Here is a 23,604-nt window from a genome sequence, read left to right as displayed (position 1 = left end):
TATTTTTTATCGGTAAAAACCATGTCACTACAGTGCAAACTCTTTTACTAATAACACATTAACTGCTGTAAATACTCAAACTCATTTGGATAAGGCTAATTATTTTAGGATTTTTGCATTTCCAAACCGAGTCCTTTATTTTAATAGACTGCACGCCGAGCCGAAAGGTTTAATTGAACTGCAGCTATGAACACCATCGACAGTTTAAATAACTAATGATCAAAGAAGCAGAAAAAGATCCGCAGAAACATATTATCATAAAAGGGGCAAGGGTACACAACCTGAAAAACATGGATGTGGCCATCCCCAAAAACAAGCTGGTGGTTATTACCGGCATGTCGGGTTCGGGTAAATCGTCCCTGGCGTTTGATACCTTGTATGCCGAGGGGCAGCGCAGGTATGTAGAGAGCCTGTCGTCATACGCCCGCCAGTTTTTGGGCCGCATGAACAAACCCGATGTAGACTATATAAAAGGTATAGCCCCTGCAATCGCTATCGAGCAAAAGGTAATTACCAGCAATCCGCGCTCTACCGTAGGCACATCAACCGAGATATACGATTACTTAAAACTGCTTTTTTCGCGCATTGGTAAAACCATTTCGCCGGTATCGGGCGGTATCGTAAAAAAGGACAGCGTTACCGATGTGATCAATTTTATTACCGCCCTGCCTGATGATAGCCAGGTAACCATACTTTGCCCGCTGCACCCGCATAATAACCGCAGTATAAAAGAAGAACTGGCGGTATTAATGCAAAAGGGTTTTGTACGCGTGGAGTTTAACGGGCAGGTATCGCGTATAGAGAGCCTGCTGGAAGACGAAAGCATTGACAATACATCTATGCTGGCTGATGCTACTGCCGAACCGGCCAAAACAAAAAAGACCAAAGCAAAAGAAGATACGGCCGAATCGGCATTGCCTGTGGCATCGGTGGTACGAATTGTAATAGACCGCATCACTAAAAACGAAGAAGACGAAACCATTAGCCGCCTGGCCGATAGTATACAAACCGCTTTTTTTGAAGGCAAAGGCGATTGTTATGTACGCTATGTAGCCCCTCCCCAACCCTCCCCGGAAGGGAGGGCTTCAGAATTAAAAGTCCTCCCTGCTGGGGAGGATTTAGGTGGGGCTGAGTTGGAGCGCTTTTTTTGCGACCGTTTTGAGCTGGATAACATCCGCTTTGAAGAGCCTACACCAAACTTTTTTAGCTTTAACAACCCATATGGCGCCTGCAAGCGTTGCGAGGGCTATGGCAAGGTTATTGGCATTGACGAGGATTTGGTTATCCCCGATAAAAGCAAAAGCGTTTACGAGGGTGCTATTGCCCCATGGCGAGGCGAGAAGATGCGCGAATGGAACGATGTACTGGTAAAAAGCTCAATTAAGTTCGATTTTCCTATTCACCGCCAGTATAACCAGCTTACTGCCGGGCAGCAACTGTTGTTATGGACGGGTAACCAATATTTTCGCGGGTTGGATGCTTTCTTCAAAGAAATGGAGGAGCAAACCTATAAGATACAGTACCGGGTGCTGCTATCGCGCTACCGCGGCAAAACTACCTGCCCCGAGTGTAAGGGCAGCCGTTTGCGTAAGGATGCCTCGTATGTAAAAATTGATGGCATGTCTATAACCGATGTGGTATTGATGCCTTTAGATAGCGCGCTTGAATTTTTCAGCAACCTTAAACTAAACGAAACCGACCTTAAGGTAGGCAAGCGCCTGCTGTTAGAAATAACCAATCGCCTTAGCTTTTTAAATGATGTTGGCTTAAGTTATTTAACGCTTAATCGTTTATCAAACACGCTATCGGGCGGCGAGTCGCAGCGTATTAACCTGGCCACCTCGCTGGGTAGTAGCCTGGTAGGTTCGGTATATGTGTTGGACGAGCCGAGCATTGGCTTGCACCCGCGCGATACTCAACGCCTTATTACCGTATTACGGTCGTTGCGCGATGTGGGCAACACTGTATTAGTAGTTGAGCACGAAGAAGAGATAATGAAAGCTGCCGACCATATTATTGATATTGGCCCCGAAGCCGGTACGCATGGCGGTAACCTTATATTTACGGGTACTTACGATCAGATCATCGTGGATGATGACAGCCTTACCGGTAAATACCTAAGCGGCCGCGAAGAAATTGCCATACCTGCAAGCCGCCGTAAATGGAACGATTTTATTGAGATAAAAGGCGCCCGAGAAAATAACCTTAACCATGTAAATGCTAAGTTTCCGCTTGGGGTGCTTACCGTGGTAACAGGCGTATCGGGCTCGGGTAAAACCAGTTTGGTAAAGCGTGTGCTGGCACCCGCCCTGCAAAAAACCTTAGGTAACTACAACGGCGACCAAAGCGGCGCGTTTGACAGCCTGGAGGGCGATTACAACAAAATTGAACAGGTAGAACTGGTGGACCAAAACCCCATCGGCCGTTCGTCACGATCGAACCCGGTTACTTATGTTAAGGCCTGGGACGAGATACGCAACCTGTATGCGGCCCTGCCTGTGGCCAAAGCTGCCGGCTTAAAGCCATCGGCCTTCTCGTTTAACGTAGAGGGTGGCCGCTGCGATGTTTGCCAGGGCGAAGGCGAGGTGAAGATAGAGATGCAGTTTATGGCCGATATATTTTTAACCTGCGAGGCCTGCGGCGGTAAACGCTTTAAACAGCATATACTTGATGTTACCTATAATGAAAAGAACGTATCGGAAGTTTTAGAGCTGACCATTGACGAGGCATTGGAGTTTTTTGCCAAAGAGCCCAAGATAATCGCTAAAATAAAACCATTGGTTGATGTAGGCTTGGGTTATGTGCAGTTGGGCCAATCATCAAACACGCTTTCGGGCGGCGAGGCACAGCGTATTAAGCTGGCGTCGTTCCTGGTAAAGGGTAACAACACACATAAAACCTTGTTTATTTTTGATGAGCCTACCACTGGTTTGCACTTTGCCGATATTAAAAAACTGCTAAAATCATTCGACGCGCTGTTAGAGCATGGCAACACCATTATTGTAATAGAGCATAACATGGATGTAATAAAATGCGCCGACTGGGTAATTGATATTGGCCCCGAAGGTGGTAACCGCGGCGGTAACGTTGTATTTGAAGGCATACCCGAAGACCTGATCAAAGTAAAAGACAGCTTTACCGGTAAGTTTTTAAAAGAGCGGTTTTGAGTTAGTGAGTAGTGAGGGGAGATTAGAGGTTAGGTATTTATATTTATTATATAGCGATGGGTTTCAAACACATCGCTATTTTTTTGCCATCTGCTGCCGCGAGTTTTCAACTCGTGGTACGCATGATATCAGCTTTCAGCTGATGTAAGCTTCAAGCTTACGTATGATATACCACGAGTTATGCTGCGCTAAACTCGCGGTAGCGGGCAACAAGGGCAGTCTTTTATCAGCCAAATGGCATTTTTGTTCTTTATAAACTATACCCGACAATTCTCAGACTCAAACATTCGCCCGCCTTTATATATTTGTATACTATGAATACAGAAAAAGCGATACTGGCCGGCGGCTGCTTTTGGGGGGTAGAAGAGCTAATAAGGCAACAACCCGGTGTGATTTCGACGCGGGTTGGATATACCGGCGGCGATGTACCCAACGCCACCTACCGTAACCATGGCACCCATGCAGAAGGCATTGCCATTGAGTTTGACCCAGCGGTGCTATCCTACCGTAAACTGCTGGAGTATTTCTTCCAGATCCACGATCCTACCACCCGTAACAGACAAGGCAACGATATAGGAACGTCTTACCGTTCGGCTATATTTTATTTGAACGACAGCCAGCGCGATACCGCTAACGACTTAATTGCCGACATGGAAGCATCAGGCATTTGGCCGGGCAAAATTATTACCGAAGTAGTACCCGCATCCGATTTTTGGGATGCCGAAGCCGAGCACCAGGATTACCTGCAAAAAAATCCTTACGGGTATACCTGCCATTTTGAAAGGCCTGACTGGAAGTTGAGTTAAGTAGTTTATTATGCTCTCATGGCATTGCGGGCAATAGCGTGGCGTACGCCGGTACCACGAATTACGCTGCGCTAAACCCGCGGCAGCGAAGTGCTTAATTCTCTCCCCCGCGCGTCATTGCGAGGCACGAAGCAATCTCCCTTAATGCAACTAATAAACTGTGTTATTGCTTCTCCGTTGGCCAACGGAGAAGCAATAACAGTGGACAGGTGCGCAATCATGCATCCTATGAGATTGCCACGTCGTTCCTCCTCGCAAGGACATGGGGAATCTACCCACAAAAAATTCTTTTGTTAGTCCGGATTTGCAATCTGGACTAAGTATTTTGGGATTTGCAATCCCCGTAACAATTTTATCACGCGGATTACAAATCCGCAATCGTTACAGTCAGGATTATAAATCCAGACTAACGGGACATCGGATTTAATTGCTGTGCTAAGATTTTCTGTATGTTTTTCGCTTTAAAATAATCATATGTGGCTGATAAAAACATTTTAGAATCTGTTTTTTTATTGAGTGTTGAAATATTTAAATAAACTTCGTTGTTATAAAAAAGAAGTGTTATAATTTTAGTTATGCCAATTGGCTTTGGCTCGTTAATGTAAATATATATATGGTGGCTACTGTAGATACAGGTGATGTTATCAAATTTATCATGAAGAAAAGCAGCTACCTTTAATTTGTTTCCTTCATCGTTCAAACCGATAATTTTGTTCAACTTATTTATAAAGTACAAACTACCAAGCAACCATATTGATAGGAATATAATTATTATAGTGGCTAACGGATCAGGTATTTCATAGGCTTGGATCAGAATATTACCTAAAAAAAACATACAGCTCGCTAATAAACAACGGCTGAAGTATTCAAAATACAGGCTGAAACTACTTTTATAAATCAACCTCTGCCTATCTATACTTCTATCAACATCAATGGTTAAATGGGATGAATCCATACTCTAATATATAAGGAATTAATAAAAATATCCCCTTGCTGGCGCACGCGTGTCGCGTGTGTCGATAGCAGGATAGTAGCGCACGCGACACGCGTGCGCTAGCAATTCATATCTCACAAAAAAAGCCTTCCCAATCGGGAAGGCTTTTTACTTTTTAATTTTGACTTTTAACTTAGTTAACCATTTGCCTGCGGATGATGTTTAAAGCGCCGCCGGCTTTAAACCACTCTATCTGCTGTGCATTATAGGTATGGTTTACCGGGAACGATTCTGTTGTGCCATCGGCATGGTGCAATACTACGGTTAACTGTTTGCCTGGGGCAAAGGTGGTTAAGCCTAATATATCAATGGTGTCGTCTTCCTGTATTTTGTCGTAGTCGTTGGTATCGGCAAAGGTGATACCCAACATGCCTTGTTTTTTAAGGTTGGTTTCGTGTATACGGGCAAATGATTTTACAAGTATGGCACGTACACCAAGGTGGCGTGGCTCCATAGCGGCATGCTCACGAGATGAACCTTCGCCGTAGTTTTCGTCGCCTACTACAACGGTACCAATGCCATGCGCCTTATAATCGCGCTGGGTAGCAGGTACCGGGCCGTATTCGCCTGTCAGTTCGTTTTTAACGCTATCGGCAGTGTTGTTAAAGTAGTTAATTGCACCAATCAGCATATTGTTTGATATGTTGTCCAAATGGCCACGGAACTTTAACCATGGGCCCGCCATAGAAATATGGTCGGTAGTACATTTGCCTTTTGCTTTTATCAGCAGTTTTAAACCGGTAATATCGGTACCTTCCCAGGGGGTAAAAGGCTCCAGTAATTGTAAACGAGATGAAGTAGGGCTCACTAATACCTGTACCTGGCTGCCATCTTCGGCAGGGGCCTGGTAACCGGCATCTTCTACCGCGTAACCGCGTACCGGCATCTCGATACCTTGCGGCTCATCAAGTTTTACCTGTTCGCCATTTCTGTTTGTCAGCGTATCGGTAAGCGGGTTAAAAGTTAGGTCGCCTGCAATCGCGAAAGCGGTAACAATCTCCGGCGATGCCACAAACGCGTGTGTATTGGGGTTACCATCCTGGCGTTTAGCAAAGTTACGGTTAAACGATGTGATGATAGAGTTTTTGCGGGTAGGGTCGTCTGTATGACGTGCCCACTGGCCTATACAAGGGCCGCAGGCATTAGCCAATACTACACCGCCCATGCTGGCAAAAGTATCCAGGTAACCATCGCGTTCTACCGTATAACGCACCTGCTCCGAGCCTGGCGTAATGGTAAATTCTGCTTTGGTTTGTAAATTTTTATCAATAGCCTGCTGGGCGATAGAAGCCGAGCGGGTAATATCCTCGTAAGATGAATTGGTACATGAGCCTATCAAGCCAACCTCAAGCTGTGCTGGCCAGTTGTTTTCTTTTACCGCTTTAGCGAATTTAGATATAGGCCATGCCAGATCCGGTGTGAACGGGCCGTTAACATGTGGTTCAAGCTCGCTCAGGTTTATTTCTATCACCTGGTCAAAGTACTGCTCGGGGTTAGCATACACCTCGTCGTCGCCTGTTAAGTGTTCGGCAATAGCATCTGCCATATCTGCCACCTCTTCGCGTTTTGTACCGCGCAGGTAAATAGCAGCCTTTTCGTCGTAACCAAAAATAGAGGTGGTTGCACCAATTTCGGCACCCATGTTACAAATGGTTGCTTTACCGGTGGCTGACATAGAGCGTGCGCCCTCGCCAAAGTACTCTACAATAAAACCGGTACCACCTTTTACAGTAAGTATACCGGCAACACGTAAAATAACGTCCTTAGCTGATGACCAGCCCGATAGTTTACCTGTTAATTTAACACCCAGCAGCTTAGGGAATTTTAGCTCCCATGGCAGGCCGGCCATTACATCGCAGGCATCGGCACCGCCAACACCAATGGCAACCATACCCAAACCACCCGCGTTAGGGGTGTGCGAGTCGGTACCTATCATCATACCACCCGGGAAAGCGTAGTTTTCTAACACTACCTGGTGAATGATGCCTGCACCGGCTTTCCAGAAACCGATACCATATTTATCAGATACCGATGAAAGGAAATCGTAAACCTCGCGGTTAATATCAACGGCAGTATTTAAATCGGCAACGGCGCCAACTTTAGCTTGTATCAAGTGATCGCAATGAACGGTTGACGGTACAGCAACCTGCGGTCGGCCTGCCTGCATAAACTGCAGTAAAGCCATTTGCGCGGTAGCATCTTGCATAGCTACACGGTCGGGTGCAAAATCAACGTAGTCGGTACCACGTCCAAAGGCACGTTTAGCATCGCCTTCGGTAAGGTGAGCGTATAATATTTTTTCAGTGAGTGTAAGGGGTTTACCGGTCGCTTTGCGGGCAGCATCCACACGGGTGCTGTAGCGATCATAAACCTTTTTGATCATATCTAAATCAAAAGCCATATTGTTTGATTTTATTATTGGTAAAACGGAATTGCCGTAACCGGCTGTAGCGGCGAATTTACGAAAATTACAGGTAATTGAAAATCACAACCTTGTCAATTGTTATTTGGATAGGTTCTAAATAAGTTGGCCATTCGCGGTTAACAATTCGCGGTTACCATAACTGATTTGCCTACTACTGTTTTATCGGAGTTCTTGATCTTCTAACAGATATTGTGTTTTATGCTTGTTTATATTATGAAAAATTTTATATTAGTAACAGGCACCAAAACAATTTGGAACAAAATTTTATAGCGGCAGCAACAAAAAAATGGAAAATTTTACACAGGGACCTGCAAAAAATTAAAAGGGTAAAACCCTAAACTCGTAGCCCTGCTTAACCCAATGCTCCATGGCCAATGGCAGCACATACTCCAATCGCTTAAATGCCTTTACGCTATCATGAAAAACAACTATCGAACCTGGCCGGGTATGTTTAAGCACGTTTTTAAGGCAATCGGCAGGTTTAAGGCCAATATCAAAATCGCCGCTTAAAACATCCCACATTATAATGTTAATATCGGGCCGGGCATTTTGCAACATCCGCACCTGCGAGCGCTTTATACGCCCATAGGGCGGCCTGAATATGTTGCCCCCTATTAGCTTATCGGCCAGCAGGTAGTTTTGCAGGTAGGTGTTATCGTCTGTATCCCAGCCTCTTAAATGGTTAAAAGTGTGATTGCCAATGGCATGGCCATCAGTTTTAAGCTGGTCAAATATATCGGGGTGCTTGCTTATATTGTCGCCAATACAAAAGAAAGTAGCTTTGGCATTGTGCTTTTTTAAAATATTTAACACAAACGGTGTAACAATGGGTATAGGGCCGTCGTCAAAAGTCAAATAAATGCAACGGGTACCGGCATTGGCGTTCCAAATTAACTTGGGATACAGCTTTTTAAGCAGCCAGGGAGTTTTTACCAGATACATTCTATACAGGAGTTAAAACGTTTCACTTATAAACAAAAAATTAAGCTTGCAAAGTAAATAGCTTTACTTACAATTGTATACCACTAATTATGAAACTAACCTTACCCTTCACAAAAGTAACCATTGCTTGCTTTATTCTGCTTTGCTCGGCTAATATAAAGGTAAAAGCGCAGGAAGTTATTACCCTGCAAAAAGCTATCGATCTTACTCTTGAGCGTAACTTAACCATCAAGCAGGCACAATTCAGCGAATCTTTAACCGAGCTTGACCTTAAGCAATCAAAATACAACCAACTGCCTAATTTGACAGCTAACCCCAATGCTTCGTACTATTTTGGCCGAAGCATTGACCCATCCACAAACTTGTTTACCAACCAGCGTATTTTGGGTTTTAATGGTGCTGTGAACTCACAGGTTACGCTTTTCCAGGGTGGCCAGCTGCGCAATCAGGTTATCGAGAACAGATTATTGCTTGATGCTGACCGCAGCAATACAGCTAAAATTAAGAATGACCTTGTGCTGAATGTTGTAACACAATACCTGCAAATACTAACTAACCAGGACCTTGTGGCCGCCGCAAAACAACAAATTGATGTTGCCAAGATATCGGTTGATCGCTCGCAAAAGAATTTTGATGTAGGTAACCAAACCCTTGCCGACCTTTCGCAGGCTAAGGCCCAGCAATCTACCGCCGACCTGAATTATACGAATGCCGAAAACCAATTAGAGTTATCTATACTCACGATAAAGCAATACATGGAGATGCCACCGGCAACCAATATCGTTTTTGAAAAGCCCGACATCAGTAAGTTTAAAGACCTGTTAACGTCTTATGATCCCGAAACGGTATTAAATACCGCCCTCGCGGTCAACCCTGATGTAAACCTTGCCGAACGAAGACAAAAGGCGGCTGCTCAGCAAATTGCAATTGCAAAGGGTAATTATTCCCCCAGCATAGTGCTTTTCGGTTCGGCAGGCTCTAATTACTCTGATGCCGGCAGAAGTGCAGGGCTTGCTTTGCCGTTTTTTACACAGTTAAGTAACAACTTTAACCAAGCCGTTGGTATAGGTTTACAGATACCAATTTTTACACAGTTTTCCGCCCGCACGGCGGTACGCAAGGCAAGAGTGAGTAACGAGAATGCTTTGGTGAACTCGCAGCTTGCTAAAAACAACCTTAGCAAAATCATATACCAGGCAGTATGGGATGTACAAGCATCAAACAAAAAGTACCAAAGTGCGCTGCAAACCTACAATGCCAATAAAGAAGCTTTTAATGTGATTCAGCAGCGCTTTAATGTAGGCCTTGTAAACTCGCTTGATTACAATACATCATTAACTAATTTAAACAGGTCGCAGTTTGATTTGATACAGGCCCAGTACGAGGTTGTATTCAGAGCCAAAGTGATCGATTACTATCTTGGAAACCCAATAACACTTTAATTATAAAAAAACGCTACAAAAAAATATCATGGGAAAGACTACTAAATATATTCTTATAGGCGCAGGCGCACTAATTGTGTTATTGCTTATAGCTAAAGCCACCGGCCTTATAGGTAAGCCACAATTAACACAGGTAGCGGTTGAAAAGGCCGCCACACGCGATGTTAACGAAACGGTATCGGCCAGTGGTAAAATAAAGCCACACGTTGAGGTTAAAATAAGCCCCGAGGTATCTGGTGAGGTTGTAGAGTTGCCAATTAAAGAAGGCGACGTGGTTAAAAAAGGCCAGCTGCTTTGCCGCATTCGCCCTGATATATTAAAATCGGGATATGACCGCGCTATCGCATCGTACAATACACAAAAGGCAAGCGTAGGTAACTCATCGCAAATGCTAAAGCAATCGCAGGCTACTTTTGCCAACCAGGAGTCGATATACAAACGCAGTAAAGAATTGTACGACAAAAAGGTACTTACTGTTGCCGAGTTTGAACAGGCTAAAGCAAATTACGAAGGTGCACGCGCCAGCTTAGAAGCCGCCAAACAAAACGTTATAGGTTCAACCTATGGTTTGGCACAGTCGCAGGCATCAGTAAAAGAAGCACAGGATAACCTGGCCAAAACTACTATATATGCACCGGTTGATGGTGTTGTTTCAAAACTGTCGATAGAGATTGGCGAGCGTGTTTTAGGTACCCAGCAATTTGCCGGTACCGAAATAATGACCATCTCTGACCTGAGCAAAATTGATGTTAATGTAGATGTGAACGAGAATGATATTAACCGTATTGGAATAGGTAACCAGGCGCAAATTGAGATAGATGCGTTTTTAGGCAAAAAATTTGCCGGCCAGGTGATAGAAATTGGTAGCTCGGCAAATGTTGTAGGTACCAACGCCGACCAGGTAACAAACTTTACCGTTAAAGTGCGTATTACCGAGCAATCGTACCTTGACCTGTTAAGGAAAAATGCCGAAAATCACTCGCCGTTCCGCCCGGGGCTTACTGCTACTGTTGATATACAAACCAGTCATGTAAAAGCGTTATCGGTACCAATACAATCGGTAACCACCCGCGACCAGAAGAAACCAGCTGGTGCTGATAATGGTAAAACTGATGACAAGAAAACTACTATTGCCGCGCCGGCCAAGCAATATGTATTTGTGCTGCAGGGCAATAAAGTTAAGCAGGTTGAAGTAACCACAGGTATACAGGATGATACTTATATACAAGTGCTATCGGGCTTAAAAGGTGGCGAAGATGTAGTATCGGCCCCTTTTGCAGCCATATCAAAAACCCTAAACGATGGTATGATAGTAGAGAAGGTAGATAAAGCCAAACTATTTAGCGGCGACGCAAAGAAAGACTAATTAGCTAAGGCTAAATATAAAAGCGGGAAGCTTAAAAGTGAAAGTATTGTGCTTTCTGCTTTTAAGCTTCCCGCTTTCTGCTTTTGTGCATAAAAATTCATTAATTTGTGCTATTAAGCAAAACCAATAGCCTGCGGGTACATTTACTTATTAATGGTTGATCAAAAAAACAAAATTACCGTAGTTGGTGGTGGCAGCTGGGCAACAGCCAACGTTAAAATGCTTACTGACAACACTACCGAAAAAGAGATTTTTTGGTGGATGCGCAATCGGCAGGCGGTAGAACATATCCAAAAATTTGGGCATAACCCTAACTACATTAGCTCTGTAGAGATAAAAGTGCCTGCAGATAACATCTCTACAGATCTTAAAGCGCTTATTCAAAAATCTGATTTTATATTGCTGAATGTACCTGCGGCATTTTTAAAAGAAGCCCTGGCCGGTATTACGCCCCAAGATTTAGCAGGTAAAAAAATAGTATCGGCCATTAAGGGGATAGTACCTGATGAAAACCAGATAATAGGGGAGTTTTTGCACGAAAACTATAATATACCCTTTGATCACTTTTTGGTGATAAGCGGCCCTTGCCATGCCGAGGAGGTGGCGTTGGAGAAACTATCGTACCTCACTATCGCATCGCAGGATACGGCCCTTGCAGCCGAATTTGCGGGAATGCTAAGCACCCGGTATATCAAGACCATCGTATCTGACGACATTTACGGGACAGAGTATGGCGCTGTGCTTAAAAACGTATATGCTATTGCCAGTGGTATTTGCCATGGGGTAGGTTATGGCGATAATTTTCAGTCGGTATTAATATCAAATGCCATACGCGAGCTGGAACGTTTTGTTGACGTGGTGCATCCTATAGATCGTGACATAAAAGAATCGGCCTACCTGGGCGATCTGCTTGTTACAGCCTATTCGCAGTTTAGCCGCAACCGCACCTTTGGTAATATGATAGGAAAGGGCTACACCGTAACATCGGCACAGTTAGAAATGAATATGATTGCCGAAGGATATTATGCAGTAAATTGCCTACACCAGGTTAATAAAGAATACAAGGTAGATATGCCCATTTGCGAGGCTGTTTACGCTATTTTATACAAGAAGAGTTCCCCTGTGGCAGAAATGCGCAAACTGGCAGAAAAATTGAGTTAATTAAGCAGTTAACTTAATTGATACATCACATCATGAAAAATTTGTTTAAAACAGCTTTGTTTGCTTCGGGTTTATTTATCGCAGCACAAAGCAACGCGCAAACACATAAAGATACAACCGTTGGCCAAAAGATAGGCAGCACCGCTAAAAAGGTAGGGCATGCCACCTCAAGCGCAGCTAAAGATGTTGGCCACGCCACATCAACAACTGCTAAAAAGGTAGGTCACAAAACATCAGAGGTAGCGGCAAAAGGAGCAGCAGCCGTGGCGGATAAAAAATATGAAGGAAAGGCTGCACCGGGCGGCCAATCTATTTATATTGATAAAAACTCGGCTTATTATTACATCAACACAAAGGGCCATAAGGTATATGTACCCAAGGCCGAGCTGGTTGATAAGCCTGAAAATTAACAAACCTGAAAGCATCTGCCATTGGCAGATGCTTTTTTATACCTTAGATACAAATGAAAAATTACGCGCTGATATTTATACACGTTTTTGTTGCCTTTGCATTGGTTTTTGTTGCCTGCGGTAATAGTAGTACCGCCCCGGCTAAATTACAGGGCAATTGGAAAGGAAAAACAGGTAATACCAGCTTAAAAATAACCGGCAAAAAGTTTATTATGGATAATGACGAACAAAATGCCGAAGACTATTTTGTAAAGGCCGATAGCATATTTACATCATTTGAGGGCAACCAGCCTTACACCAGGTTTGTAATACAAAAGCTGGACGACCATAACCTTAATTTAATGTTCCCCGATTCGGTAATGGTTGAGTTTACCCGTTAAACAAAAACCTCCCGAGTGCTGGCGCAAACGAGAGGCTTTGTAAACAAAACTAAACTAAAACTATGCTCCCAACCACGGGAGCTATGAAAACTAACTAACTAAACTAATTTTACTATTAGAATCTTCTGCGGCGTTCCGGGCGTTCTTCGCGCGGTTTGCCAGAAAAGTCGCGGAAACCACCGCCACCGGCGCTTCTGTTCCTGTCTCTGTTAAAACCGCCTTCGCGTCTATCGCCACCACCACTATTTCTGTCGCGGTTGTAACCGCCGCCGCCTTCGCGCCTTTGGTAACCACCTTCGCGTCTATCGCTACCGCCACTGCGTGGGCTGCTGGTACCTTCGCCAGATACTTCTATCCTAACTTCGCGGCCTTTAAACTCAACGCCTTTAAAGTTATTCATTACCTGCTCAACATCGCCGTTGTTTACTTCAAAGAAAGAGTAAACACCTTTAACATCAATTTTACCAACAGTACGGCCGCTTATTTTAGAGTTGTTGCAAATGTAACCCAGCAAATCGCCGCGGTTAAATTCATCAACACTACCTAAATTGATAAACAAGCGTGTATATTCTGATTTACCACCCGAGTCGCGCATACCGCGGTCGCCTCTCTCGCCATCTCTGCGGAAATCATCTGCAGGGGCGTTAAGGTCGGGTGCATTTTTATAATAATCTAAAAAGCGGTTAAACTCTAACGATGCAAAGCGTTTAATAACTTCTTCTTTGCTTAACTCGGCAAATTCATCCATAATACGTGGGATGTATTGCTCTATCTGAGCTTCGTTAACCTCTACATTATGTACTTTATGTATTAATGCAAATAGTTGTTTTTCGCAAACATCAAACCCGGTTGGTATTTCGGCTTTTACAAACTTTTTACCAATAACACGCTCTATCTGGCGAATTTTACCAAGCTCTTTACTGTTGATGATAGCGATAGATACACCAGTTTTACCGGCACGGGCTGTACGGCCGCTTCGGTGGGTGTAATTTTCTATCTCATCAGGTAACGAGTAGTTAATAACGTGTGTAACGTCGTTAACATCAATACCCCGTGCGGCAACATCAGTAGCAATTAACAATTGCAAGCTGCGTTCGCGGTAGCGTTTCATTACCTTATCGCGTTGTTGTTGCGATAAGTCGCCGTGTAAAGAGTCGGCGTTGTAACCGTCTTTTATTAGCGATTCGGCAATTTCCTGAGTTTCAATTTTGGTACGGCAAAATACAATACCAAAAATCTCGGGGTTATTATCAACAATACGCTTAAAAGCAGCATATTTATCGCGGGCACGTACTACATAGTACTCGTGGTCGATATTAACGTTACCTGTATTTTTTTCGCCCATGGTTAACTCAAAAGGGTTATCCATGTATTTTTTAGCGATCCTTCTAACTTCAGAAGGCATAGTGGCTGAAAATAGCCATGTTTTTTTCTCGTCCGGAGTGGTAGATAAGATACTGTCAATGTCTTCCTGGAAGCCCATGTTGAGCATTTCATCAGCCTCGTCTAATACTACAAACTTAACCTGCGAAAAATCGATCGCTTTACGGTTAATAATGTCGAGCATACGGCCGGGTGTAGCAACAACTATCTGTACACCGCGTTTAATTTGGCGTAATTGATCTTGAATGCTTGCACCGCCATAAACGGCAACAACGTTAACGTTGTTCATTTTTTTGGCGTAGTTTTTAATGTCGTTCGTGATCTGTAAACAAAGTTCACGTGTTGGGCATAAAACAAGCGCTTGCGGATGATTTTCTTCGAAATCGAGCAGTTCTAATAGCGGCAGTCCAAAAGCAGCTGTTTTACCGGTCCCTGTTTGGGCTAATCCGACAAAATCGTTGCTGCCTGTTAACAATACCGGAATTGACTGTTCCTGGATTGGCGTAGGATTTTCAAATCCTAACTCAGAGATGGCATTAACAATATCATGACGGATTCCCAGATTAATAAATGGGTTCATGAATTAAAATAACGTATTTGGCTACATCGCCAAATCGGCTGCAAAGGTACTATTTATAAATTATTAATCAAATACCAATTTGCAAATTTTTAATAATGATAAAATTTATGCTATAACCTGCCATAACATACTAAATATCAGCAAGTTTTTTATGGGATTTGTTTTTGATTTAGTGCAGTAATAGTATTAGCAAAGTATAGTTTGTTAGAAGTATTAATACATGGTATAATGGTTTGATATATTATATATATTTAATGCATACAAAAAACAAGCATGAAAAACCTTAAAGCCACAACCTTAGCTATACTATGTATGCTTACCGCCAGCCTTTGCTATGCGCAGCAGAAAAACCCGATGGATACTACCATGTACGGCCGTAACAAGGCGGTTGGTAAATTTGTAACCCAGCGCGGGTTTAATATGTATTACGAAGTGTATGGCAAAGGCGAACCCATGCTCATTATACATGGTAACGGCGGGTCGATCAAAAATTTTGTATACCAAATACCATACTTTGCAAAAAATTACCGGGTAATATTGGCAGATAGCCGCGCGCAGGGAAAATCAATAGATAACAAAGATTCCATCAGTTACGAAATGATGGCCGATGACCTTAACGGCCTGCTGGAGCATTTGAAAGTGAAAGAAGCTAATGTAATAGGCTGGAGCGACGGAGGGATAGAAGGCTTGTTATTGGCTATAAACCATCCTGACAAAGTGAAGAAACTTGCTGTTACAGGCGCTAATTTATGGCCCGATAGTACAGCCGTTGATCCCTTTGTTTATACCATGGTTATGAAGCAAAACAAGATTGCGCAGGATACTATTAAAAAGATGAAAAGTATTACTGATGAGCAAAAGAATGATGTAAAATTATTGCACTTGCTATCCTACGAGCCCAATATAAAGGTAGAAGCACTAAGCAAAATTACCTGCCCCACGCTGGTAATAGGTGGCGACCATGATGTGATCAACACCAAGCACACATTGCTTATTGCTGAAGCTATTAAAAAGTCGTACCTGTGGATATTGCCAAATTCAGGCCACTCTACACCTTTGGTTTACCACGATATGTTTAACCAGGTAGTTGGCGATTTTTTTGCCAAGCCATATAGGAAGATTGAGAAGTATGGCAGGTTTAATTAAAACTACCTTAACCTATCTGCTGACTTTACCAGTTTCTCATCTCTTTGAATGGCTTTTACAGCGAAAATGATAAGGATGATGCTTAGAGAAGTAAGGAACAGGCCTATACCCATATTTTTATACTCGAGGGTAATATCGCCGACAACTTTTTTTACTGTTTGTGCCATCCAAAAGCTGTAGCCAATAAGTAATAACACGGCGCTGTAGCATAATGTTATTTGCTGCTTGCGGTTTTTGTACATAAATATTACTATCAGGGGTATTAAAGCCGCTATGGCAGTCATGCCAATTAGCGCGGTAAAGGTTTGGGTGTGCTGGTCCTGCCCGTTTATGTTTTCGTAAACGCCGGTAACCATAATGTTCACCAGTTTGCCGTTAACATAAATGCCATGCGCTAAAGGGAAAATAAACAGGCCAAAAAGCACCAGTGAGGCAAATAACAGGTATATAGATTGTATTCGTTGTAGCATGATTGTAATTGTAAATGTTGCTTTGTTATAAACGTTAACTGCGCAAATATAGCAGATATAAATAGCTTATAAATTCAACTTTTGCAACATTTTTAACCCTTGCAACCTCTATAACAAAGCTTAACTTTGCCGCGTGTCAAATCAACGGTATTTTATTAAGCTGAGTTACGATGGTACCAAGTACCATGGCTGGCAGGTACAGCAAAATGCCGTAAGCATACAGGAGCTATTAAACAAAGCACTTAGTACCTTGCTGCGCCAGCCTATTGAAACCATCGGCTGCGGCCGCACGGATACCGGCGTGCATGCAAAAGAATATTTTGCGCATTTTGACATAGAGACCATAGACCATGGACCATGGACCATGGACCAGCGAAGTGTAAACGCCCTACTGCCGCATGATATCGCCATTAAACGCATTATACCGGTAGTACCCGAAGCGCATGCAAGGTTTGATGCCACTTTACGGAGCTACGAGTACCATGTGCATTTTGAAAAGGATCCATTTTTGCATGGCTACTCGTGGTTGTTGCGCGATAGGCCTAACCTTGAGCTGATGAACACAGCGGCTGCAATTATCATGGAATACTCAGATTTTAGCTGTTTTAGCAAATCGAATACCCAAACTAAAACCAATAATTGTAAAATTGTAAAAGCAGAGTGGGTACAAATAGCTAATGGCATGGTTTTCCATATATCTGCTGACAGGTTTTTGCGTAATATGGTACGCGCCATTGTGGGCACATTAATGATGGTGGGCAAAGGCGAAATGCAGCCCGAAGATATACGCCAAATAATTGAAAGCAAAAACCGCAGCAAAGCAGGCATGAGTGTACCCGCGTGCGGCTTGTACTTAACAGAAGTAAAATATCCTTATATATAAATGTGAAACGCTAAATTCTAAAAGCTAAACTCTAAAGCGTTTTTTTAGAATTTAGAATTTAGGTTTTAGAGCTTTGAATTTTAAGTAAAAAATGAGTGAAGTAACAGGTAAAGCCTTAGACTGGAAATTATTGCGCCGGGTAATGCACTATGTAAAACCGTACATGGGTGTTTTTATATTGGCAGCATTCCTTACCATTTTTTTGGCGGCTATTGCTTTGGTACAACCCATACTGATACAGCTAACACTTGATAAATACATCCTTACAAATAATTACAGCGGCCTGGTATTGATGATAGAGTTGATGATAGGGCAGCTGCTGGTTCAGACTATAGCGCAGTATTATCAGACCTTTTTGACCAACTCGTTGGGCCAATCGGTTATTAAAGACCTGCGGATAGATATTTTTAACCACATCACCAGCCTGCGCTTAAAATATTTCGACCGTACCCCTATAGGTATGCTCATCACACGTACAGTATCCGACCTGGAAACCATCGCTGATATATTTTCGGAGGGATTGATATCCATAATGGGCGATATGCTGCTGGTATTCGCTGTAATTGGCTATATGCTTTACCAGGATTGGAAATTAGCTTTAATAACGCTTATACCTATGCCGTTTTTATTTGCATCAACCTATGTATTTAAAGAGGCTATTAAATCATCGTTTCAGGAAGTCCGCACCCAGGTGGCGCAACTTAATACCTTTTTGGCCGAACACATCAGCGGGATAAGCATCATCCAATATTTTTCCCGCGAAGACCAGGAGATGCGCAAGTTTAAGGCGGTAAACCAAAAGTATCGCGATGCCAACATCCGCTCTAACTGGTATTACTCTATCTTTTTCCCGGTGGTAGAGATTTTGTTTGCCATTTGTATGGCCCTGTTGGTATGGTATGGCTGTAAGCGTATTTTAAATGATCAGCAGTTGCACAGCCTTTCGGCTTCGCCGGGCGGCATTACACCGGGTGTTATTACCGGGTTTATTGTTTTGCTTAATATGCTTTTTCGCCCGATACGTCAGTTGGCCGATAAGTTTAACACCCTACAAATGGGTATGGTAGGTGCCGACCGTATTTTTAAAGTATTAGATACCGACGAAGTAGCTACTGATAACGGCAAGCTGGCACCCGCAAATTTGGCCGGCGAAATAGCGTTCAACAAAGTTTGGTTTGCCTACAACGACGAGAACTGGGTACTTAAAGATATCAGCTTTCATATTAAACCCGGCGAAACGCTGGCATTGGTTGGTGCAACCGGTGCGGGTAAATCATCAACCATCAATATACTTAACCGTTTTTATGATATTGGTAAAGGTGAGGTGAAAGTTGATGATATAGACATCCGGGAATACCGGGTAAACTACCTGCGATCCAAAATTGCCACGGTTATACAGGATGTTTTTTTGTTTACAGATACCATTGCCAACAACATCAGTCTGAATAATCTCAACATCACCCGCGACGAAATTATTAAAGCGGCAAAAGATGTAGGCGCGCACGATTTTATTGAACGGTTACCCGGCGGGTACGATTACAACGTAATGGAGCGTGGCGCAACGCTATCGGCCGGGCAGGCGCAACTCATATCGTTTATACGGGCCCTTGTTTATAATCCGGCTATATTGGTATTGGATGAGGCTACCTCTTCGGTAGATACCGAAACCGAACTGCTGATACAAAATGCAATTAACAAGCTGATGCAAGGCCGCACAGCTATTGTGATAGCACACCGTTTATCTACCATACAAAATGCTGATAAGATAATAGTGCTTGATCATGGCGAGATAAAAGAAATGGGTACCCACCAGGAACTATTGCGGATTGATAACGGCTATTACCGCAAACTGTACGATCTGCAGTTTAACTCGGCAGGTATAGCCAAACCCTTATAATTTACTTTGACTCCAGGCGGCGGGCATCATCATCGCTTGCATCGGGCTGATCGGCTTTGGGCGCGTCCTTAACTGTTTGTACCGGCTGTTCGCGGTTTTCGTAATATTTTGCGACGTTTTCCTGTTCAGGTTCGTCGGCATGATATTCCTTATCTTCCTTTTTTACCACGCTTTTATGGCCTTCATCATTTGGCCTGTTGGTAGGGGTATCTGCCGGCGATGGTTTATCATGATTGTTTGCTGGTGTTGTCATGATGTATTAACAGGCAGTTGTGGGTTTTGTTTAGAGGCCATACCTTGCCTTGCGTTAAATATTGTTAATAATCAGCCATAAACTTTTACCTTTAGGGCGCGTTTGTTAATTTCGCAACTTACGCGCAGCATATATAAAGCATTATGGAAGAATTTGAAGCAAGCGAATCGTCTAAAAAAGTAAAAACGATATATATATCTACCGTTTTTGGTATAGCCATGGTTTTGTTGATGATAGGGCTGCTGGGCTTAATATTGGTACATGCCAATAACCTGTCGCGCTATGTAAAAGAAAACATAGTGTTAAACATTTTTATGGACGACTCGGCTCATGAAACTGATGTGCTGCAATTGCAAAAACAACTGGATGCCAATGTAATGGTGAAAGAAACCAAATATGTTAGCAAGGAGCTGGCGGCACGCAACCTGCAAAAAGATCTTGGCGAAGACTTTGTAAAATTTTTGGGCTACAACCCCTTATCTCAATCCTTAGATGTTTACCTAAAGGCGGACTACGCCAACAATGCCGGTATAGACAAATTTAAAGCTGAACTATTAAAAAACCCATTGGTTAAAGAGGTAAAATACCAACAATCGTTGGTTGACCAAATGAACCAGAACCTTACCTCCATTAGCTTAATTATATTGGTGTTTGCCGGTATATTTGTAATACTGTCAGTAGCGTTAATAAACAACACTATAAGGCTGGCTATTTACTCGCAGCGTTTTTTAATAAAATCAATGCAATTGGTAGGCGCTACTAAAGGTTTTATACGCAAGCCATTTTTGCTGTATGGCATATGGCATGGCTTATTAGGCGCTTTAATATCTATTGTAATATTAATAGGCACCCTTTACATAGCCAACAAACAAATACCCGACCTAGTTATACTGCAAAGCTATACCGAATTTGGTATCGTGTTTATAGGCGTTATAGGTATTGGTATATTTATATCGGCATTTAGTACGTTTTTGGCGGTTAACAAATTTTTACGTTTAAAGATCTACGATCTTTACCGGTAGTTTATAATAATTAACAATAAAGAATTTAATAATAAGATATATGGCACAAACAGTTAAGCCTGCAGGCCCGGTTAAAACAACGGCAGCATCAACAGAAAAAACAAACAACACCATACCTGTACAATTCATTTTTGGTAAAGAAAACTATCGTTTGCTCATCATCAGTATTGCGGTGGTAGCATTAGGTTTTATATTAATGAGCGGCACAACCGATATTTACAGTAACACCAAAATTGTTATAGCGCCTATTGTTGTGCTTGCCGGTTTTGCTTTAGGTTTTTATGCTATCCTAAAAAAGCCGTCAACTAAATAATGAATATTATCCACGTAATTGTCCTTGCTATTATAGAGGGCATCACCGAGTTTTTGCCGATATCATCAACCGGGCACATGATCATTGCATCATCGGTAATGGGTATACAAAGCGATGATTTTGTAAAACTGTTTACTGTGGCCATACAGTTAGGTGCCATACTATCGGTAGTGGTATTATACTTTAAACGTTTTTTTCAAACACTCGATTTTTATTACAAACTATTGGTAGCGTTTATACCCGCCGCTGTATTTGGGCTGCTGTTTAGCAAAAAAATTGACGCGCTTTTAGAGAGTGCTTTAACCGTAGGCATCACCCTGTTTATTGGTGGTATAATACTGCTGTTTGTTGATAAATGGTTTAACAAACCCGATGTTAAAGAAGAAAAAGAGATCAGCTACTTAACGGCTTTAAAGATCGGCTTTTTCCAGTGCTTGTCTATGATACCCGGTACTTCGCGCTCTGCGGCTACAATTGTAGGTGGTATGTCGCAAAAACTTACCCGTAAGGCTGCTGCCGAATTCTCATTCTTTTTAGCGGTACCAACCATGTTTGCAGCCACCGCTAAAAAACTATACGATTTTTACAAAGAAGGCCACGTAGTAACCGGCGAGGAGATAAAGCTGCTGGCTATTGGTAACGTTATCGCCTTTATAGTAGCCTTGTTAGCTATTAAAACCTTTATTACTTTTTTAGAGAAACGCGGTTTTCAGCTATTTGGCTGGTACCGTATTTTGGTAGGTGGCGTTATCATCATCCTATACGTAAGCGGCCACAACTTACAAGTTATTTAAGCATCCGGTATTGAGCAACAATTCCTTCAATAGTATTCAAGATTTTGCCGACGGCCAGCTATTACTGGTTAACAAACCCTACGAGTGGACAAGCTTTGATGTAGTTGGCAAACTGCGCAATTCATTTAAGCCATTAAAACTAAAGGTGGGCCACGCCGGCACGCTTGATCCCCTGGCTACCGGCCTGCTCATTATCTGCACCGGTAAAATGACCAAGCAGATAGATACCTTCCAGGCTGAGGAAAAGGAGTATACGGGTACCATGATATTAGGTGCTACCACCCCTACCTACGATTTGGAAAGCGAACCTGAGGCCAAGTTTGAAACCGGCCATTTAACCAACGACCAAATAAAGGGCGCCACCGCGCAATTTACTGGCGATATACAGCAATATCCACCCGCCCACTCGGCTATAAAAATTGATGGCGAGCGCCTGTACGAAAAGGCCCGCCGTGGCGAAGATGTAGAACTGCGTCTGCGCAATGTAACCATCAGCGAATTTGAAATTACACGTATAGAACTGCCCGAAGTTGATTTTAGAGTAGTATGCAGCAAAGGCACCTACATACGATCATTAATAAACGATTTTGGCGCTGCCCTGAATAACGGTGCCTACCTATCGGCATTGCGAAGAACGCGAAGCGGCAATTACCGGATAGAGGATGCACACGAAGTTATGGACCTGGTGGCTGCCATCCGCAACTTAAAATCGGCACCTGCTGAAACGCCCGGTTTGTAAATATTATATTGAATAAACAAAAACCTTTCTGCTTTGTGCTTTCTGCGTTTACCTTTGTGGCAATAATATGAGGGTTTATCACCATATAGACGAGTTTGAGCCTGTTAAAAATGCCGTGGTTACCATTGGTACTTTTGATGGCGTGCACATTGGGCACCGTAAGATCATATCGCGCATTAAAGAACTTGCCGATGCATCGGGTGGCGAAACGGTTATTTTAACTTTTTTCCCGCATCCGCGGATGATACTGCATCCCGAAGACGAAAGCATCAAGCTGATCACCACGATGGATGAAAAAGCTGAACTGCTTGAACAGTTAGGCGTAGATCATTTAATAATTACACCATTTTCCCGGGATTTTTCTAACCAATCGCCCGAGGCTTATATACGCGATGTTTTGGTGAACCAAATAGGCACCAAAAAAATTGTGATAGGTTACGACCATCGTTTTGGCAAGGACAGGCAAGGCGGATTAGCGGATTTGCTGCGCCTGGCGCCACAATATGGTTTTGAGGTGGTTGAGATACCCGAGCAGGATATTAACGACGTAGCCATCAGTTCTACGCGTATACGGGCTGCTTTGTTAGCCAATGAAATATATGTAGCCAACGAATGCTTGGGATATCCGTTTTTTATAACAGGCAAGGTGATACGCGGCGACCAGTTAGGCCGCCAGTTAGGCTATCCCACAGCTAACCTGATGCTGGAAGAGCGCTATAAGCTAATACCTGCCGATGGCATTTTTGCTGTAAAGGTGAAGGTAGAGGGTAAAGAATACGCCGGCATGGCCTACATTGGCCACCGCCCAACCGTTAACGGCATGACCCGCAATATCGAGGTAAATATATTTGACTTTAGCGGCGACATATACAATAAACAATTGCGCATGGAATTTTTACATTTTGTACGCGGTGATATTAAATTCTCTTCGCTCGAAGAGTTAACCCTGCAGTTGGGTAAAGACAAAGAAGACGTGCAGGCACTACTGGTTATCAATGGCCCGCAGTTTGATACGTAGACAAAAGCCCGGA

At 43.1% G+C, this 23,604-nt stretch carries 21 protein-coding genes; 15 read left to right on the top strand and 6 right to left on the bottom strand.

Annotated features, from left to right (window positions below):
• Nucleotides 1–218: 218 nt before the first annotated feature.
• Both uvrA and msrA read left to right on the top strand, forming a co-directional pair.
• Nucleotides 219–3,167 carry an excinuclease ABC subunit A gene (gene uvrA / locus FFF34_019565; GenBank protein ID TSD62170.1) on the top strand — a complete coding sequence of 983 codons (2,949 nt, stop codon included), beginning with the start codon at nucleotides 219–221 and terminating at the stop codon, nucleotides 3,165–3,167.
• Nucleotides 3,168–3,481: 314 nt separating this feature from the next.
• Nucleotides 3,482–3,973 (top strand): peptide-methionine (S)-S-oxide reductase MsrA, encoded by a 492-nt coding sequence (msrA, locus tag FFF34_019560; protein TSD62158.1) that lies wholly within the window; start codon nucleotides 3,482–3,484, stop codon nucleotides 3,971–3,973.
• Between the two features lie 406 nt (nucleotides 3,974–4,379).
• Here the strand turns inward: msrA and FFF34_019555 are convergent, their stop codons facing one another.
• The 3 genes from FFF34_019555 to FFF34_019545 all read right to left on the bottom strand — a co-directional run bounded on the left by FFF34_019555 (nucleotide 4,380) and on the right by FFF34_019545 (nucleotide 8,334).
• On the bottom strand, nucleotides 4,380–4,928 hold the full coding sequence (locus FFF34_019555) for a hypothetical protein (GenBank protein ID TSD62157.1): 549 nt from the start codon (nucleotides 4,926–4,928) through the stop codon (nucleotides 4,380–4,382).
• Nucleotides 4,929–5,100: 172 nt separating this feature from the next.
• On the bottom strand, nucleotides 5,101–7,368 hold the full coding sequence (locus tag FFF34_019550; protein ID TSD62156.1) for an aconitate hydratase: 2,268 nt from the start codon (nucleotides 7,366–7,368) through the stop codon (nucleotides 5,101–5,103).
• Between the two features lie 342 nt (nucleotides 7,369–7,710).
• Complete coding sequence (locus FFF34_019545; GenBank protein TSD62155.1) at nucleotides 7,711–8,334, bottom strand: polysaccharide deacetylase family protein; 624 nt, start codon at nucleotides 8,332–8,334, stop codon at nucleotides 7,711–7,713.
• 89 nt (nucleotides 8,335–8,423) lie between these two features.
• Here FFF34_019545 and FFF34_019540 point away from each other — a divergent pair, with 89 nt between their 5' ends.
• From FFF34_019540 to FFF34_019520, 5 genes are all read left to right on the top strand, one after another.
• Nucleotides 8,424–9,776, top strand: a complete 1,353-nt coding sequence (locus FFF34_019540) for a TolC family protein (protein ID TSD62154.1) — start codon at nucleotides 8,424–8,426, stop codon at nucleotides 9,774–9,776.
• A gap of 28 nt (nucleotides 9,777–9,804) precedes the next feature.
• Nucleotides 9,805–11,142 carry an efflux RND transporter periplasmic adaptor subunit gene (locus FFF34_019535; protein TSD62153.1) on the top strand — a complete coding sequence of 446 codons (1,338 nt, stop codon included), beginning with the start codon at nucleotides 9,805–9,807 and terminating at the stop codon, nucleotides 11,140–11,142.
• A 153-nt stretch (nucleotides 11,143–11,295) separates the two neighbouring features.
• Nucleotides 11,296–12,303: an NAD(P)H-dependent glycerol-3-phosphate dehydrogenase gene (locus tag FFF34_019530; GenBank protein TSD62152.1), complete on the top strand. Its 1,008-nt coding sequence runs from the start codon at nucleotides 11,296–11,298 to the stop codon at nucleotides 12,301–12,303.
• 131 nt (nucleotides 12,304–12,434) lie between these two features.
• On the top strand, nucleotides 12,435–12,713 hold the full coding sequence (locus FFF34_019525; GenBank protein TSD62169.1) for a hypothetical protein: 279 nt from the start codon (nucleotides 12,435–12,437) through the stop codon (nucleotides 12,711–12,713).
• A 53-nt stretch (nucleotides 12,714–12,766) separates the two neighbouring features.
• Entirely contained in the window at nucleotides 12,767–13,093 is a 327-nt protein-coding gene (locus FFF34_019520) for a hypothetical protein (GenBank protein ID TSD62151.1), read from the top strand.
• A 115-nt stretch (nucleotides 13,094–13,208) separates the two neighbouring features.
• Here FFF34_019520 and FFF34_019515 read toward each other — a convergent pair whose 3' ends face one another.
• A complete protein-coding gene (locus FFF34_019515) occupies nucleotides 13,209–15,056 on the bottom strand; it encodes a DEAD/DEAH box helicase (GenBank protein ID TSD62150.1) in 1,848 nt (615 codons plus the stop codon).
• Between the two features lie 273 nt (nucleotides 15,057–15,329).
• On the opposite strand from FFF34_019515, the gene FFF34_019510 reads away from it, so the two are divergent.
• Nucleotides 15,330–16,202: an alpha/beta hydrolase gene (locus FFF34_019510; protein TSD62149.1), complete on the top strand. Its 873-nt coding sequence runs from the start codon at nucleotides 15,330–15,332 to the stop codon at nucleotides 16,200–16,202.
• Nucleotides 16,203–16,204: 2 nt separating this feature from the next.
• Here the strand turns inward: FFF34_019510 and FFF34_019505 are convergent, their stop codons facing one another.
• Nucleotides 16,205–16,672, bottom strand: a complete 468-nt coding sequence (locus FFF34_019505; GenBank protein TSD62148.1) for a DUF4293 family protein — start codon at nucleotides 16,670–16,672, stop codon at nucleotides 16,205–16,207.
• A gap of 133 nt (nucleotides 16,673–16,805) precedes the next feature.
• Between FFF34_019505 and truA the strand changes: the two genes are divergently transcribed.
• Together truA and FFF34_019495 are read left to right on the top strand one after the other, a co-directional pair.
• Nucleotides 16,806–17,555 (top strand): tRNA pseudouridine(38-40) synthase TruA, encoded by a 750-nt coding sequence (gene truA / locus FFF34_019500; protein TSD62147.1) that lies wholly within the window; start codon nucleotides 16,806–16,808, stop codon nucleotides 17,553–17,555.
• Between the two features lie 91 nt (nucleotides 17,556–17,646).
• The gene (locus FFF34_019495) at nucleotides 17,647–19,452 is read left to right on the top strand and encodes an ABC transporter ATP-binding protein (GenBank protein TSD62146.1); all 1,806 of its coding nucleotides are present in this window, start codon (nucleotides 17,647–17,649) and stop codon (nucleotides 19,450–19,452) included.
• Nucleotide 19,453: 1 nt separating this feature from the next.
• Here FFF34_019495 and FFF34_019490 read toward each other — a convergent pair whose 3' ends face one another.
• Nucleotides 19,454–19,705 carry a hypothetical protein gene (locus FFF34_019490; protein ID TSD62145.1) on the bottom strand — a complete coding sequence of 84 codons (252 nt, stop codon included), beginning with the start codon at nucleotides 19,703–19,705 and terminating at the stop codon, nucleotides 19,454–19,456.
• 143 nt (nucleotides 19,706–19,848) lie between these two features.
• Here FFF34_019490 and FFF34_019485 point away from each other — a divergent pair, with 143 nt between their 5' ends.
• From FFF34_019485 to FFF34_019465, 5 genes are all read left to right on the top strand, one after another.
• A complete protein-coding gene (locus FFF34_019485) occupies nucleotides 19,849–20,727 on the top strand; it encodes an FtsX-like permease family protein (protein ID TSD62144.1) in 879 nt (292 codons plus the stop codon).
• A gap of 40 nt (nucleotides 20,728–20,767) precedes the next feature.
• Nucleotides 20,768–21,040, top strand: coding sequence for a DUF3098 domain-containing protein (locus FFF34_019480; protein TSD62143.1), 273 nt, complete (start codon nucleotides 20,768–20,770; stop codon nucleotides 21,038–21,040).
• The gene (locus FFF34_019475; protein ID TSD62142.1) at nucleotides 21,040–21,834 is read left to right on the top strand and encodes an undecaprenyl-diphosphate phosphatase; all 795 of its coding nucleotides are present in this window, start codon (nucleotides 21,040–21,042) and stop codon (nucleotides 21,832–21,834) included. The genes FFF34_019480 and FFF34_019475 overlap by 1 nt, the downstream gene beginning before the upstream one ends.
• A 10-nt stretch (nucleotides 21,835–21,844) precedes the next feature.
• Nucleotides 21,845–22,573: a tRNA pseudouridine(55) synthase TruB gene (truB, locus tag FFF34_019470; protein ID TSD62141.1), complete on the top strand. Its 729-nt coding sequence runs from the start codon at nucleotides 21,845–21,847 to the stop codon at nucleotides 22,571–22,573.
• Nucleotides 22,574–22,640: 67 nt separating this feature from the next.
• Nucleotides 22,641–23,591 (top strand): bifunctional riboflavin kinase/FAD synthetase, encoded by a 951-nt coding sequence (locus FFF34_019465; protein TSD62140.1) that lies wholly within the window; start codon nucleotides 22,641–22,643, stop codon nucleotides 23,589–23,591.
• Nucleotides 23,592–23,604 lie beyond the last annotated feature (13 nt).

The sequence above is a fragment of the Inquilinus sp. KBS0705 genome, from assembly GCA_005938025.2.
GTDB lineage: Bacteria > Bacteroidota > Bacteroidia > Sphingobacteriales > Sphingobacteriaceae > Mucilaginibacter.
The sequence above is the reverse complement of the archived record's forward strand: the minus strand, read 5'-3'. Positions and strand labels throughout refer to the sequence as shown.

What these genes read in the sequence shown, in the direction of transcription:
- msrA (TSD62158.1), top strand. Translation starts at nt 3,482, where the DNA reads ATGAATACAGAAAAAGCGATACTGGCCGGCGGCTGCTTTTGGGGGGTA.
- FFF34_019555 (TSD62157.1), bottom strand. Translation starts at nt 4,928, where the DNA reads ATGGATTCATCCCATTTAACCATTGATGTTGATAGAAGTATAGATAGG.
- FFF34_019550 (TSD62156.1), bottom strand. Translation starts at nt 7,368, where the DNA reads ATGGCTTTTGATTTAGATATGATCAAAAAGGTTTATGATCGCTACAGC.
- FFF34_019545 (TSD62155.1), bottom strand. Translation starts at nt 8,334, where the DNA reads ATGTATCTGGTAAAAACTCCCTGGCTGCTTAAAAAGCTGTATCCCAAG.
- FFF34_019540 (TSD62154.1), top strand. Translation starts at nt 8,424, where the DNA reads ATGAAACTAACCTTACCCTTCACAAAAGTAACCATTGCTTGCTTTATT.
- FFF34_019535 (TSD62153.1), top strand. Translation starts at nt 9,805, where the DNA reads ATGGGAAAGACTACTAAATATATTCTTATAGGCGCAGGCGCACTAATT.
- FFF34_019530 (TSD62152.1), top strand. Translation starts at nt 11,296, where the DNA reads ATGGTTGATCAAAAAAACAAAATTACCGTAGTTGGTGGTGGCAGCTGG.
- FFF34_019520 (TSD62151.1), top strand. Translation starts at nt 12,767, where the DNA reads ATGAAAAATTACGCGCTGATATTTATACACGTTTTTGTTGCCTTTGCA.
- FFF34_019515 (TSD62150.1), bottom strand. Translation starts at nt 15,056, where the DNA reads ATGAACCCATTTATTAATCTGGGAATCCGTCATGATATTGTTAATGCC.
- FFF34_019510 (TSD62149.1), top strand. Translation starts at nt 15,330, where the DNA reads ATGAAAAACCTTAAAGCCACAACCTTAGCTATACTATGTATGCTTACC.
- FFF34_019505 (TSD62148.1), bottom strand. Translation starts at nt 16,672, where the DNA reads ATGCTACAACGAATACAATCTATATACCTGTTATTTGCCTCACTGGTG.
- FFF34_019495 (TSD62146.1), top strand. Translation starts at nt 17,647, where the DNA reads ATGAGTGAAGTAACAGGTAAAGCCTTAGACTGGAAATTATTGCGCCGG.
- FFF34_019490 (TSD62145.1), bottom strand. Translation starts at nt 19,705, where the DNA reads ATGACAACACCAGCAAACAATCATGATAAACCATCGCCGGCAGATACC.
- FFF34_019485 (TSD62144.1), top strand. Translation starts at nt 19,849, where the DNA reads ATGGAAGAATTTGAAGCAAGCGAATCGTCTAAAAAAGTAAAAACGATA.
- FFF34_019480 (TSD62143.1), top strand. Translation starts at nt 20,768, where the DNA reads ATGGCACAAACAGTTAAGCCTGCAGGCCCGGTTAAAACAACGGCAGCA.
- FFF34_019475 (TSD62142.1), top strand. Translation starts at nt 21,040, where the DNA reads ATGAATATTATCCACGTAATTGTCCTTGCTATTATAGAGGGCATCACC.
- FFF34_019465 (TSD62140.1), top strand. Translation starts at nt 22,641, where the DNA reads ATGAGGGTTTATCACCATATAGACGAGTTTGAGCCTGTTAAAAATGCC.